The sequence below is a fragment of the Arthrobacter sp. Soil_C_60 genome (assembly GCF_057656375.1).
Map to the genome: position 1 here is coordinate 1 of NZ_JBDGKM010000002.1, position 12,765 is coordinate 12,765.

Genomic DNA, 12,765 nt, shown 5'->3' on the forward strand with positions numbered 1-12,765 from the left:
CACCGCTACGCGGGCATTATCCAATGATTCTTCGATAGCAGCTACGCGGGCATCTTTGATGAGTCAACGCGGGGTCTTTCCACCGGTCGTTTTTGGTGCTTCCATGTTAGTTGGGGGTAGAGGAAACCTACCTGACGGAGCATGCTGTGGACGGCAAGTTGCGCGTGATTGTTCATTCAGCTGGCATGGTCCGGAAGGCAGTGGATAGACGTTTCACAGCCCGGGCATCCGGAACGGCCGCATCATGACCGGGTGGAGCGACGAAAATACCGCCGGTTCCGCCGGCGAGGGCGCCGTGACCCTCCTTCAGGGAACGTCCTTCTGCATTTCCTTTGCCAACGGGGACATGAACCCGGAACGGCCGCACGGATTCTTCTATCGCGACACGCGGTTCATTTCGGACTGGGCTTTGTCCGTCAACGGCCGGCCGGTCGAGCCGCTGGAAGCCATTCTTTACGACCCGTACCGCGCCGTTTTCATCGGCCGGGCAGAACGCACAGACGGGCTCGCCGACAGCAATCTGCTGGTCGAGCGCCGTCGGAGCCTGAACCACGGGGTCCACGAGGAAGTGACAGTTTCCAACCACTCCCGGGAACCCGCGGCCTGCCAGGTCCAACTGACCGTAGGAGCGGATTTCGCCGACCTGTTCGAGGTGAAAGCGGGCTTGAAGGAGGTTGCCCACGCGCAGCCGGCCGAGCGGCACACGGATAACCTGATCATCGAGTCCGAGGGTCTGCCGATCACCGCCAGGATCGTCGTGGCCGCGGAGGGCGCCGAGATCGCCGGGAACCGTATCAGTTACAGCGTGGTGATCCCCCCGCAGCAGAAATGGACTGGATCATTCACGGCCCTGCCGGATATGGACCGGAGCCGTTCCCTGGAGGACCTCAATCCGCGCGTGCAGGTGCATTCGACCCTGCCCGAGGAACGGCTGATGGAATGGCGCAGAAACGTTCCGCTGGCCCGGATGGAAAACAAGGACTTCGAAAAGGTACTCGAACAGAGCCAGGCTGACCTTGGTTCGCTGCGCATTTTCGACCCGGATCATCCCGGCCGCGTGGTGGTGGCGGCTGGATCGCCGTGGTTCATGGCGCTCTTCGGGCGGGATTCGCTGCTGACATCCTTCATGACCCTGCCCCTTGATCCGTCACTGGCCCTCGGCACACTGCAGACCCTGGCCGAGCGGCAAGGCACCGAGGTGGACCCGCGCAGCGAGGAGCAGCCCGGAAAGATCCTCCACGAAGTCCGATTCGGAGCCAGCGCCGGACAGCTGCTCGGCGGCGACAACGCCTACTACGGATCTGTCGACGCGACGCCGCTGTTCGTCACGCTGGCCGGCGAGTTGACCCGCTGGGGCTTCTGGCCCGAAGTCGAAGGGTCCCTCCTGCCCGCGGTCGACAAAGCCCTGGATTGGATCACGCAGTACGGCGACATCGACGGCGACGGGTTCGTGGAGTACGCGAGGGCCACCGACAAAGGCCTGCTGAACCAGGGCTGGAAAGACTCCTGGGACGGGGTCAATTTCGCCGACGGAAGACTGGCTTCGCCCCCGATCGCCTTGTGCGAGGTCCAGGGCTACGTCTATGCGGCCTACATCAGCCGGGCACTGATGGCGCAGAGTGCCGGCGACAACGAGCTGGCGGCCCACTGGGGATCCCGGGCGGCCGATCTGAAAACGGCATTCAACGACCGGTTCTGGCTCGAGGACCGCGGCTACTTCGCCATCGCCCTGGACCACGACAAGCGCCCGGTGGACTCCTGCGCTTCCAATATGGGCCACTGCCTGTGGAGCGGAATCGTGGACAACGACAAGGCGCCGCTGGTGGCCCGGCGCCTGATGTCCCCCGAAATGTTCTGCGGCTGGGGCGTACGCACCTTGGCGTCGGATATGGGCGCCTACAACCCGGCCAGCTACCACAACGGATCGGTGTGGCCGCATGACAACGCCCTCATCGCCGCCGGACTGATGCGCTACGGCTTCATGGACGAGGCGAAGCGGATTGCCCTGGCCCTGTTTAACGCGGCTACCCAGTTCGGCGGGCGGCTGCCGGAGCTGTTCTGCGGACTGGACCGGGATTCGTATCCGGTGCCGGTCGCCTATCCGACATCCTGCTCACCGCAGGCCTGGGCCGCGGCCGCGCCCGTACATCTCATGCGGGTGCTGCTGAGGTTCGATCCATGCATGACGCACAACGGTCTTTGGCTGGCACCGCAGATTCCGGCCGAGCTGGGACCACTCCACGTCACCAACCTGCCGCTGGCAGGCGCACGAATTTCCGTAACCGTGGCCGACGGGCAGACCGAGGTGGACGGCATTCCGGAATCCATCGAGCTGCATCGAAAACCGCGCAAGCCGCTGGCAGATCTGCTGGATGTCTACGCAAGCAACACCGGGAACTAGCGCAGGAGCACCACATGCGCATCGGCGTCGTCGCCCCACCTTGGATCGCTGTCCCGCCGTGCGGCTACGGGGGCATCGAGGCCGTCATCGATTCCCTCGCCCGGGAGTTCATGTCCGCCGGCCACGAGGTCAGCCTGGTAGCAGCCGAAGACAGCGACTGCCCGGTACCGAAAGTGTGCGGACTGCCCGCGCGGCAGATCAGCACCCTAGGGGCCGCCGTGGATGAACTGACCCATGTAGTCCTGGCCCATGAGGCGTTGGACGGCGTCGACATCATCCATGACCATACGCTCGCCGGGCCTTTGTCGCGCCACCGTCCGCCGGGTGTCCCGCTGGTCACCACCGCCCACGGCCCCCTGACGGGATCGTTCCGAACTGTCTACCGCGCCATCGCAACCCATACGCCGCTGATCGCCATTTCCCGGCATCAGGCGGTCTCCGCTCCTGAAGTTTCGGTCCGCCAGGTCATTCACCATGGCATCGACGCCTCAACGGTTCCGCTGGGCGACGGCGACGGCGGCTACGCCTGCTTCCTGGGAAGGATGCATCCGGACAAAGGTCCTCTGCAGGCGATCGAAATAGCACGCGAAGCCGGCGTCCCGCTGCGCATTGCCGCACGGGTGATGGAAAACGAAGAGCGCGACTTTTTCGACGCCGCCATCAGGCCCCAGCTGAAGCCGCCCATCGAATTCCTGGGCGAGCTGACGGCCCCGGAGAAGTATGAACTGCTGGGCGGTTCGATCGCCCTGCTGAACCCCATCCAATGGCCCGAGCCCTTCGGCATGGTCATGATCGAAGCCATGGCCACGGGTACGCCGGTCATCGCCACGCTGCGCGGCTCTGCCCCGGAAATCATCGAGGACGGAGTGACCGGCTTCCTGCGCCGCGGAAACCACCAGCTCGCCGTCGCACTTCAGCAGGCAGACACCTTGGACAGACGCCGGTGCCGCCAAGTCACCGAAACTTACTTCAGCGCCGCGCGCATGGCCGAGGAACATCTGCGGTTCTTCACCGACGTCGTCGCCCAAGGCGCGCGCCGCCGCGCCGGCAGTCCGATTGTGGTCGCCTGAGGCTGCCTCCGGCGGGATCAGCCGTCGAGCACCTGTGCCAGCACGTCGTGACCCAGCTGCCGGAAGGCCTGATTGTCATCGGAATGCGCCAGCAGCGCCGTCGCCAAGACCAGCGCCCAGCCGCGGCCCCGCTGCCAGGTCGCGGTGGCGATCTCGCGGCGGGCGTCCAGATGCTCCCTGAAGATCCGCCGGCCCTCCGTGTCGAAGACCAGCCAGGCCGCGGCCAGATCGGTGGCGGGGTCGCCGGCAGTCAGGTCGCCGAAGTCGATCACCCCTGCCAGCATCCCGTCCAGCGTAACGAGGTTGGCCGGATGCAGGTCCCCGTGCAGCCACAGCGCGGGACCTTGCCAGGGTGGCAGCGCGGCGAGGGTGCTCCAGAGCCGCTCCGCCTCGCGAGCCCGCGGAACCAGACCGCCGGCCAGCCGCCGCCGGACATGTTCGTCCCGCATGCGCAGGGGCACCCCGCGGACGGGGTTGACGGGGGCGTCACCGAGAGCGGGCTGCTGGAAGCGGTCCACGAACCCAGCCAGTTCGGCCGCCCAGGCCCGCCGGGCGGAAAAGGGCTGCGCGGCCGCCGTCGTACCGTGAATCCACGGAGTGACGGACCAAGGCCAGGGGAACAACGACGACGGCGTCCCGCACCGGACCGGGGCCGGTGTGAGCATGGCCAGGCCGCGGGTCAGCTGGGGTAGCCAACGCTGTTCGTGCTCGATCAGGTGCGCGGCCGCCTCGCGCCGGGGCAGTCTCACCGCCAGCGTGCCGCCGAGGCGGAAGATGGCGTTGTCCCAGCCGTTGGCCGCCAGGCGCAGGGGCAGCCCGGCCAGGTCGGGGAACTGCTCGGTGAGCAGGCGCCGGACCAGTGGCTCGGTCACGTCGATGTCCGCGGCGGGCATGAGGGGCATTGGACCATTTTCCATCCAATGAGCAGATAACGCCCTTTCCGGGGTGTCGGAAGGGCGTTATCTGCTCACTCGATCGGGTGAGGGAAAAGGGAACGGGAAAGCGGGCGCTAGCCTTGGACGCCGAGGCGTTCGAAGATCAGCTCGCGCACGCGGCCGGCGTCCGCCTGGCCGCGGGTGGCCTTCATGACGCCGCCGACAATCGCGCCGGCTGCCTGCACCTTGCCGCCGCGGATCTTCTCCGCGACATCCGGCTGGGCGGCCAGGGCGGCGTCGATCGCCTCGAGCAGCGGGCCGTCGTCGGACACCACGGCCAGGCCGCGCTTCTCGATGACCTCTTCCGGGGTTCCCTCGCCGGCGAGGACGCCGTCGAGCACCTGGCGGGAGAGCTTGTCGTTGATCTTGCCGGCCTGGACCAGCTTGTCCAGTTCCACGATCAGCTCGGGAGTGACGCCGACGTCCACCGGATCCACTTCGGCTTCCTTCGCGCGGCGAGAGACCTCGCCCATCCACCATTTGCGGGCGACGGCGGCGGAGGCACCGGCGGCGATGGTCTCTTCGATGGCATCCATGACGCCGGCGTTGACCACGTCGCGGAACTCCGCGTCCGAGTAGCCCCAGTCTGTCTTCAGTCGCTTGCGGCGCTCGGCCGGCGGCTCGGGCAGCTGGGCGCGCAGTTCCTCGATCCACTCCTCGGTGGTCACCACCGGCAGCAGATCCGGCTCCGGGAAGTACCGGTAGTCATCGGCGTCCGACTTGGGCCGGCCCGAAGTGGTGGAGCGGGTGTCCTCGTGCCAGTGGCGGGTCTCCTGGACAACCTTCTCGCCGGAGTCCAGCACCGCAGCGTGGCGCTGGATCTCGAAGCGCACCGCACGTTCGACGGCGCGCAGCGAGTTCACGTTCTTGGTCTCCGAGCGCGTGCCGAACTTCTCCTGCCCGTACGGGCGGAGCGAGACGTTGGCGTCGCAGCGCACATTGCCGCGTTCCATCTTCGCGTCGGAAACGCCCAGGTTCTTGACGATCTCGCGGATGGCGGCCACGTAGGCCTTGGCCAGTTCGGGGGCCCGGGAACCGGCACCCTCGATCGGCTTGGTCACGATTTCCACCAGCGGCACGCCGGCGCGGTTGTAGTCCACCAGGGAGAAATCCGCGCCCTGGATGCGTCCGGTGGCGCCGCCCATGTGGGTCAGCTTGCCGGCGTCCTCCTCCATGTGGGCTCGCTCGATCTCCACTGTGAAGACGGTGCCGTCTTCGAGCTCGATGTCGATGGAACCGTCGAAAGCGATCGGGTCCTCGTACTGCGAGGTCTGGAAGTTCTTGGGCGTGTCCGGGTAGAAGTACTGCTTCCGGGCAAAGGTGCAGGACGGGGCAATCTTGCAGCCCAAGGCCAGGCCGATCTTGATGGAGGACTCCACCGCAGCCTTGTTGACCGCTGGCAGAACGCCGGGCAGGCCCAGGTCCACCGGGGTGACGGCCGTGTTGGGCTCATCGCCGAACACGTTGGGCGCCGAGGAGAACATCTTGGTCTTGGTGTTGAGCTCCACGTGGACCTCGAAACCGAGCACCGGATCGTACTTCTCCATGGCCTCTTCGAAGGACAGGATCTCTTCCGTGACAGCAGACATTATTTGGCTCCTGAAGTGGTTTCGGCGCCGCTGAACTGGCGAAGGTCGGGGGCCTGGGACAGCAGCGGGCCGCCCCACTTTTCCTCAAGCAAGGTTTCCAGCACGTGGCCGGCGCGGTACAGGCGGGCGTCCTCGCGGGCGGGGGCTAGGAACTGGATGCCCACCGGCAGGCCGTCGGCCAGGCCGCCCGGGATGGAGATGCCCGGGATGCCGGCCAGGTTGGCCGGAATGGTGGCAACGTCATTCAGGTACATGGCCAGCGGATCGTTCAGCTTCTCCCCCAGCTTGAACGCCGGGACCGGGGAGGTCGGGGAGATCAGCACGTCGGCCTGTGCGAACGCTGCGTCGAAGTCCCGCTGGATCAGGGTGCGGACCTTCTGCGCCGAGCCGTAGTAGGCGTCGTAGTAGCCCGCGGACAGGGCGTAGGTGCCCAGAATGATGCGGCGCTTGACCTCGTCGCCGAAGCCGGCGGCACGCGTGGCGCCCATGACGCGCTCGATGGTGAGCGGGCTCTCGGCCGGCAATACCCGGTGACCGAACCGGACGCCGTCGTACTTTGCCAGGTTGGAGGAAGCCTCCGAGGGCATGATCAGGTAGTACGCACCCAGGGCGTACTTGAAGTTCGGGCAGGAGACCTCGACGATCTCGGCGCCAGCGTCGCGCAGCAGCTCCAGCGACTCGTGGAAGCGTGCCAGCACGCCCTCGTCGTAGCCTTCGCCCTGCAGTTCCTTGATGACGCCGATCTTCATGCCGGCAACGTTTCCGGTCTTCGCGGCCTCGACCAGCGAGCCCACCGGATCGGTCAGCGAGGTGGAGTCATGCGGGTCGTGGCCGCCGATGACCTCGTGCAGCAGCGCCGAGTCCAGCACCGTGCGCGAGACCGGGCCGATCTGGTCCAGCGAGGAGGCCATGGCGATGGCGCCGTAGCGGGAAACCCCGCCGTAGGTCGGCTTCACGCCCACCGAACCGGTGACCGCGGCCGGCTGGCGGATGGAACCGCCGGTGTCCGTGCCCAGCGCCAGCGGGGCCTCGAACGCGGCGACGGCGGCCGCGGAGCCACCGCCGGAACCACCGGGAATGCGGCTCAGGTCCCACGGATTGCGGGTGGGGCCGTAGGCGGAGTGCTCGGTGGAGGAACCCATCGCGAACTCGTCCAGGTTGGTCTTGCCCAGCATCGGCATCCGGGCCGCGCGGATCTTCTTGATGACCGTGGCGTCGTACGGGCTCATCCAGCCCTCGAGCATCTTCGAGCCGGCCGTGGTGGGCTGGCCGACGGTGACGATCAGGTCCTTGATGGCAATGGGCACACCGGCCAGCGCCGGCAGGTCCTCGCCGGCGGCGCGGGCCTTGTCCACGTCCGCGGCGACGGCCAGCGCTTCCTCGGTGTTCACGTGCAGGAAGGCGTTGATGTTGCCGTCAACCTCGGCGATGCGGTCCAGGTGCGCCTGGGTGACCTCCACGGAGGTGACTTCCTTGGCGGCCAGCATTTCCGCCAGCCGGGCAGCGCTGTGTCGGGTCAGTTCACTCATGTCTTTACTCCTCGTCCAGAATGGCGGGGACCTTGAAGCGGCCGTCGGCCGAATCCGGCGCACCGGAGAGCGCTTGCTCCTGGGTCAGGGTCTCGCCGACAACGTCCTCGCGGAACACATTGGCCAGCGGGATGGGGTGCGAAGTGGCGGGCACATCAGGCCCAGCCGCTTCCTGGACGGATTTGATCGAGTCAACGATGACGTCGAGTTCGCCGGCCATCTTGTCCAGCTCTCCTGCGGTCATCTCAATGTGGGCCAGCCGCGCCAGATGCGCCACGGCCTCACGATTGATCTCAGACATGAGTCTCCTACGCGAATGGATTGGGTTTTCTAGAACAGTCTACTTCTTGGCCCGGCGCTCAGGATTCCAGTGTCTTGACGAACACGAACAGCCCGGTATCCTCATGCTTCCAGTCCCGCTCGCGGATCCGCTCGAAGCCCAGCGATTCGTACAGCCGGTGCGCGTTCGTCATATTTTCGATACTGGTGAGGCTGACCGAGTGGATGCCCTCCACCGTGCGGGCGTAATCGACAATGGCCTCCACCATGGCCCGGCCGATCCCGGCGCGCTGGATCGCCGGATCCACCGCCAGCATGCGGAACTCCAGCTCCCCGGCACGCGCGATATCGGAGTACTCCTGCCCCTCGAAGCTCAGCGCCACGGACCCGGCAACCTTGCCGTCCAGTTCGGCGACCCAGACGACGGCGTGCCGGGCGCGGTGGGCAACATCACCGAGCATCTCCAGGTAGCCGTCGCCCTCGGCGATGTGCCCGCCGTGGACGTAGGCCTCCCGCGTGATCCGGGCAACGTCGTCGTAATCGGCTTCGGTGGCCGGGCGGATGCTAATGCTCATCAGGTAATGCAGTCCTCAGGGGTCAATTGGAAGTACGACGGCGGCGGCCGCCTATCAATTCTGCCTCACCACTGGCGGTGGCCGGCTACCGGAGTGGTTCAGGCCACTGTGCCCGCGGGGCCAGCTGCGGCGCAATGCGTTGTTCGAGCGCGGCGATGGCTTCCTCCGGCAGGGCGAGCAGGCCGTCCAGCTCCTTGCGCGCCCGCAGGTAGGCCAGCTGGCGCTCGGCTCCCGTGGCCGCCTCGTCGACAGCGAGCGTCAGCAGCCTTCTGGCGGTATTGAGCCGCTGGCGTTCGGGGCCGCTGAAGTGCTGGTCCTTGATCCGCCGGGCCTCGCGTTCGGCAATCTCGAAAGCCAACTCGAAGGCGCGGACTGCGTCGCGGTATTCCAGCAGCCGCGCGTCGGTGGTAATTTCGGCGGCGCTGCCCGGCCGCAGCGCGTCGGCCACGCGTTTGGCGCGCAGGAAGTCCACGGTCAGGGGCTCGCGCACGTCGGACATCATCGGGTAATCGATCAGCTTGGCGACATCCAGCTCGTATTCCAGCCAGCGGGCGTTGACCCGGTCATGGTCCGCCATCAGGGCTTCGATGTCGCTGACGCGCTGCGCCTCCCAGGCCTTGGCCTGCCGGCGGTGTTCGGCCTCCGCCCGCGCTTCGACGCGCCGGCGTTCAGCTTTCCGGCGATGGCGTTTCTTCACGTGCGACATTTTCTTGCCGGCACCGGAGAATACCGCGACTCCAATCCAGATGGCCCACCACCAGGGAAAGTCGGCAAAGAACTCATTCATGCCCGCTCACCCTTCCATCGTGCCATCCGGCTCCCGCCCGCTCAATGGCCAGGCGGCGTCAGCGGGCGCGGCGGTAGGCGCTGCCGTCCCGCTCCCGGTCCAGGTAGCCGTAGTCCACCAGGGCACGCCGGAGCAGAGGCACGTCATCGGTAAAAGCCGCGAGCTTCGCATTCAACTGCTTCTCCGTCAGCGTCGCATCGGGGCCGATGATCTGCGGGATCAGGAACTCGAACAGCTTCAGGCGGTCCGTCGCCCGCTTGGGCAGCCCCTCGATCCGGCCCGCGAGGAGGAAGCGTTCCGCGCCTTCGGGCTCGGCACGGCGGGCACCGGCAAGCGCTGCCTTGAAGGCCTGCTCGTTCACCACGAGCCGTCCGCCGTCGTCGTTCAGCAGCGAGGAATCCAGCAGCTTTTTCCGTTCCTTGGCCGATAGCTCAGGCTGCTGGCCCAGGACGAAGGCGGCATAAAGCTCGCGCAGCCTGGAACTGGCCAGCGCCGCCATGATGGCCTGCCAGCTCACCGGCTGATCCTGGTGCCTCTCGCCCTCCATGCGGCTCCTCCTTACAGCTCAGTCCGCGCGTTGCTTCAGTCTGCGCCGGCACCCTCCGGACCGGATTCGGCTGCGCCGGTTTCTGCCGTGCCTGCCATAGCCTTATCCGGTCCGTTTTCCAGCAGTTTGACGAAGCCTTCCTCGTCCAGCACGTGCAGGCCCAGCTGCTCGGCCTTGTCCAGCTTGGACCCGGCGCTCTCCCCCGCAACCACATAGTCCGTCTTCTTCGACACGGAGCCGGAGGCCTTGCCGCCGCGGCTGATGATGGCTTCCTTGGCTTCGTCCCGGCTGAAGTTCTCCAGCGAGCCGGTCACCACGATGGTCAGCCCCTCCAGCGTGCGGGGCTTGCTCTCGTCCACCTCGTCCGCCATCCGCACCCCCGCCGCGGCCCACGTGTCCACGATTTCGCGGTGCCAGTCCACCTCGAACCACTCGATGAGGGCGCGGGCGATGATCGGTCCCACCCCGTCGACGTCCGCGAGCTGCTCTTCCGATGCCGCACGGATAGCCTCCATGGACCCGAACGCCGACGCCAGCGCGCGCGAGGCAGTGGGCCCGACGTGCCGGATGGACAAGGCCACGAGGACCCGCCACAGCGGCTGGCCCTTGGCCTTTTCCAGCTCAGTGAAAAGCTTGCGCGTATTGGCGCTCGGCTCCGAGGGTTTCTTGGGGGTCCCCTTCGTGTAGAAGTAGGGCACCAGTTCGATCTCGCCGGTGCCTACGCCTTTGGACTTCTTCTCGCGGGCGATCTTCACGTCCGCCAGCATCTCCGGGGTGAGGTCGAAGACGTTGGCCTCGGTGGTCAGCGGCGGCTGCGCCGGTTCGGCCGGCTGGGTGAGCGCGATCGCGGCTTCCCAGCCGAGCGCCTCGATATCGAACGCGCCGCGGCCGGCCAGATGGAAGACCCGTTCGCGCAACTGCGAGGGACAGGACCGCGCGTTGGGGCAGCGGATGTCGACGTCGCCTTCTTTGGCCGGCGCCAGCGGCGTGCCGCAAGACGGGCATTCGGTGGGCATCACGAACTCGCGTTCGGAGCCGTCCCGCAGCGCCACCACGGGTCCGACGATTTCCGGAATCACGTCCCCGGCCTTGCGCAGCACCACCGTGTCGCCGATCAGCACGCCCTTGGCCTTCACCACGTCCTGGTTGTGCAGGGTGGCCATCTCCACGGTGGAGCCGGCCACCTTCACCGGCTCCATCACCCCGTACGGCGTGACCCGGCCGGTGCGGCCCACGTTGACCTGGATGTCCAGCAGTTTGGTGTGCACTTCCTCCGGCGGGTACTTGTAGGCAACCGCCCAGCGCGGCACCCGCGAGGTGTGGCCCAGGCCGCGCTGCAGCCCGAAGTCGTCGACCTTGATGACAATGCCGTCGATCTCGTGCAGCAGGTCATGCCGGTGGTCGCCGAAGTGCTGGATGAACTCCAGCACCTCCTCGTAGCTGTCCAGCACCTTGAAGTAGGGGCTCGTGGGCAGGCCCCACTCCTTCAGCAGCGCGTAGGTCTCCGACTGGCTGCCCGCGGACAGGCCCTCGCGGGCGCCGATGCCGTGGACAAACATGCTCAGCGGCCGCTGCGCGGTCAGGGCAGGATCCTTCTGCCGCAAGGATCCCGCAGCGGCATTGCGCGGATTGGCGAACGGCGCCTTGCCGGCCTCCACCATCTTCTCGTTCAGCTCCAGGAACGCCTTAGAGGGGATGAAGACCTCGCCCCGGATCTCCACTTCGGCCGGCAGGTTCTTGCCCTTGAGCCGGCGCGGGATGTCCTTGAGGGTCAGCGCGTTGTGGGTGATGTCCTCACCGGTGTGGCCGTCGCCGCGGGTGGCGGCCCGGACCAGCTCGCCGTCGCGGTACAACAGGTTGACGGCCAGCCCGTCGATCTTGACCTCCGTGAGCCACTTCAGGTCCTGCGCGCGGCCGAGTTTTTCCACCGACGACGACGCCCGGCTGACCCACACCTGAAGCTCATCGAGGGAGAACACGTCCTCCAGCGAGTACATCCGCTGCAGGTGCTGCACCGGGGTGAAGGCCGCGGACACTTCGCCGCCGACTTCCTGCGTGGGCGAATCGTTGGCCACCATCTCCGGGTGCAGCGCTTCGATTTCCTCCAGCCGCCGGTAGAGCCGATCGAACTCGGCGTCGGAGACCAGCGGGGCGTCCTCGTTGTAGTACGCGTAGCGGTAGCGCCGGACGTCCTCGGTCAGCTGCTCGTACTCGTCCCGGAGGGCGTCACTGGGGATTTCATTGGCCTGCACTTCCACTTTGCTCACGGAACTATCTTGCCCTAAAGCACGGCCTGTGGCCGGGATCCGCCACGACAAGCGGGTCAGTCTTCGGGATCCCGCTGGGTCTCCAGGAGCGGCAGGTCTGCAGCGGTCACCAAGTGCGAGGTGACCGCGTGTTCCACCAGCCGTGCGCGCCGGTTGGTGGCCAGCTTTCCGCCGCCGCCCCGGAGCCCGGCCACGCCCACCCGGTCCAGCTTGTCGCACACGTTGTCCAGCTTGCGGTTGAACTTGGTCATCGGCCAGCCCAGCCGGGCGGCAGCCTGCGAGGAGGAGGGGATGGAGCTCAGGCCCGTGCCGTCGCGCTTGAGCATGGGCTCGGCCAGGGCCAGGATGAGTGCCTTCTGCGAATCCGTGAAGATCACCGGACCGATGGTCGTCTCCCCCACCGCGTCGTGGTCCCGGGCTTCCTGCCGGAAGGACGGTGTTTTGACGTGCACCGAGAGCTCATAGGTGGTCGGTCCGGCCGTAAAGACCACGTTGGTCTGGCTGAAGACCATGGGAATCCGCGCCCCGGGCGCCAGCCAGGCCTGCATGCCCCCGCTGGTGTCCGCGATCGTCGCCGAGATCATCGAGCCGACATTGGCCAGCCACCAGATGTTCTCGTACCGGCAGATCTCCAGGAACTTCCGGTGCAGGTACGGATTGTCGTCGATCTCCAGGTCGCCTTCGCGGCCGATCCTGAATACGTCGTCGTCCCCGGCGTCGTACCATTCACCGCAGAACTCGATGCTGACTTCGGCCACTGCTGGTCCCCCTTTTGGTCGCTCGTGT

Annotated in this window: 11 protein-coding genes; 2 read left to right on the top strand and 9 right to left on the bottom strand. The window is 66.7% G+C overall.

What is annotated here, in order from left to right; translation table 11 throughout:
* Positions 1–244 precede the first annotated feature (244 nt).
* Positions 245–2,401, top strand: a complete 2,157-nt coding sequence (locus tag AC3A4M_RS03850; RefSeq protein WP_498734099.1) for an amylo-alpha-1,6-glucosidase — start codon at positions 245–247, stop codon at positions 2,399–2,401.
* 14 nt (positions 2,402–2,415) lie between these two features.
* On the top strand, positions 2,416–3,471 hold the full coding sequence (locus tag AC3A4M_RS03855) for a glycosyltransferase family 4 protein (RefSeq protein ID WP_498734100.1): 1,056 nt from the start codon (positions 2,416–2,418) through the stop codon (positions 3,469–3,471).
* Between the two features lie 17 nt (positions 3,472–3,488).
* Here the strand turns inward: AC3A4M_RS03855 and AC3A4M_RS03860 are convergent, their stop codons facing one another.
* The 9 genes from AC3A4M_RS03860 to AC3A4M_RS03900 form a co-directional block, all read right to left on the bottom strand.
* Positions 3,489–4,373: an aminoglycoside phosphotransferase family protein gene (locus tag AC3A4M_RS03860; protein WP_498734101.1), complete on the bottom strand. Its 885-nt coding sequence runs from the start codon at positions 4,371–4,373 to the stop codon at positions 3,489–3,491.
* A gap of 107 nt (positions 4,374–4,480) precedes the next feature.
* On the bottom strand, positions 4,481–5,995 hold the full coding sequence (gatB, locus tag AC3A4M_RS03865) for an Asp-tRNA(Asn)/Glu-tRNA(Gln) amidotransferase subunit GatB (protein ID WP_498734102.1): 1,515 nt from the start codon (positions 5,993–5,995) through the stop codon (positions 4,481–4,483).
* Entirely contained in the window at positions 5,995–7,524 is a 1,530-nt protein-coding gene (gatA, locus tag AC3A4M_RS03870; protein WP_498634888.1) for an Asp-tRNA(Asn)/Glu-tRNA(Gln) amidotransferase subunit GatA, read from the bottom strand. Before gatA ends, gatB begins: the two co-directional genes overlap by 1 nt.
* A 4-nt stretch (positions 7,525–7,528) precedes the next feature.
* A complete protein-coding gene (gatC, locus tag AC3A4M_RS03875; RefSeq protein ID WP_074698618.1) occupies positions 7,529–7,825 on the bottom strand; it encodes an Asp-tRNA(Asn)/Glu-tRNA(Gln) amidotransferase subunit GatC in 297 nt (98 codons plus the stop codon).
* A gap of 58 nt (positions 7,826–7,883) precedes the next feature.
* A complete protein-coding gene (locus tag AC3A4M_RS03880) occupies positions 7,884–8,378 on the bottom strand; it encodes a GNAT family N-acetyltransferase (RefSeq protein ID WP_498734103.1) in 495 nt (164 codons plus the stop codon).
* Between the two features lie 85 nt (positions 8,379–8,463).
* Complete coding sequence (locus tag AC3A4M_RS03885; protein WP_498734104.1) at positions 8,464–9,165, bottom strand: hypothetical protein; 702 nt, start codon at positions 9,163–9,165, stop codon at positions 8,464–8,466.
* A 58-nt stretch (positions 9,166–9,223) separates the two neighbouring features.
* The gene (locus tag AC3A4M_RS03890; RefSeq protein ID WP_498734105.1) at positions 9,224–9,712 is read right to left on the bottom strand and encodes a DUF2087 domain-containing protein; all 489 of its coding nucleotides are present in this window, start codon (positions 9,710–9,712) and stop codon (positions 9,224–9,226) included.
* A gap of 35 nt (positions 9,713–9,747) precedes the next feature.
* Positions 9,748–11,979: an NAD-dependent DNA ligase LigA gene (ligA, locus tag AC3A4M_RS03895; protein ID WP_498734106.1), complete on the bottom strand. Its 2,232-nt coding sequence runs from the start codon at positions 11,977–11,979 to the stop codon at positions 9,748–9,750.
* Between the two features lie 56 nt (positions 11,980–12,035).
* The gene (locus AC3A4M_RS03900) at positions 12,036–12,737 is read right to left on the bottom strand and encodes a hypothetical protein (protein WP_498728653.1); all 702 of its coding nucleotides are present in this window, start codon (positions 12,735–12,737) and stop codon (positions 12,036–12,038) included.
* Between the last annotated feature and the right edge of the window lie 28 nt (positions 12,738–12,765).

What these genes read in the sequence shown, in the direction of transcription:
- AC3A4M_RS03850 (WP_498734099.1), top strand. Translation starts at nt 245, where the DNA reads ATGACCGGGTGGAGCGACGAAAATACCGCCGGTTCCGCCGGCGAGGGC.
- AC3A4M_RS03855 (WP_498734100.1), top strand. Translation starts at nt 2,416, where the DNA reads ATGCGCATCGGCGTCGTCGCCCCACCTTGGATCGCTGTCCCGCCGTGC.
- AC3A4M_RS03860 (WP_498734101.1), bottom strand. Translation starts at nt 4,373, where the DNA reads ATGCCCCTCATGCCCGCCGCGGACATCGACGTGACCGAGCCACTGGTC.
- gatB (WP_498734102.1), bottom strand. Translation starts at nt 5,995, where the DNA reads ATGTCTGCTGTCACGGAAGAGATCCTGTCCTTCGAAGAGGCCATGGAG.
- gatA (WP_498634888.1), bottom strand. Translation starts at nt 7,524, where the DNA reads ATGAGTGAACTGACCCGACACAGCGCTGCCCGGCTGGCGGAAATGCTG.
- gatC (WP_074698618.1), bottom strand. Translation starts at nt 7,825, where the DNA reads ATGTCTGAGATCAATCGTGAGGCCGTGGCGCATCTGGCGCGGCTGGCC.
- AC3A4M_RS03880 (WP_498734103.1), bottom strand. Translation starts at nt 8,378, where the DNA reads ATGAGCATTAGCATCCGCCCGGCCACCGAAGCCGATTACGACGACGTT.
- AC3A4M_RS03885 (WP_498734104.1), bottom strand. Translation starts at nt 9,165, where the DNA reads ATGAATGAGTTCTTTGCCGACTTTCCCTGGTGGTGGGCCATCTGGATT.
- AC3A4M_RS03890 (WP_498734105.1), bottom strand. Translation starts at nt 9,712, where the DNA reads ATGGAGGGCGAGAGGCACCAGGATCAGCCGGTGAGCTGGCAGGCCATC.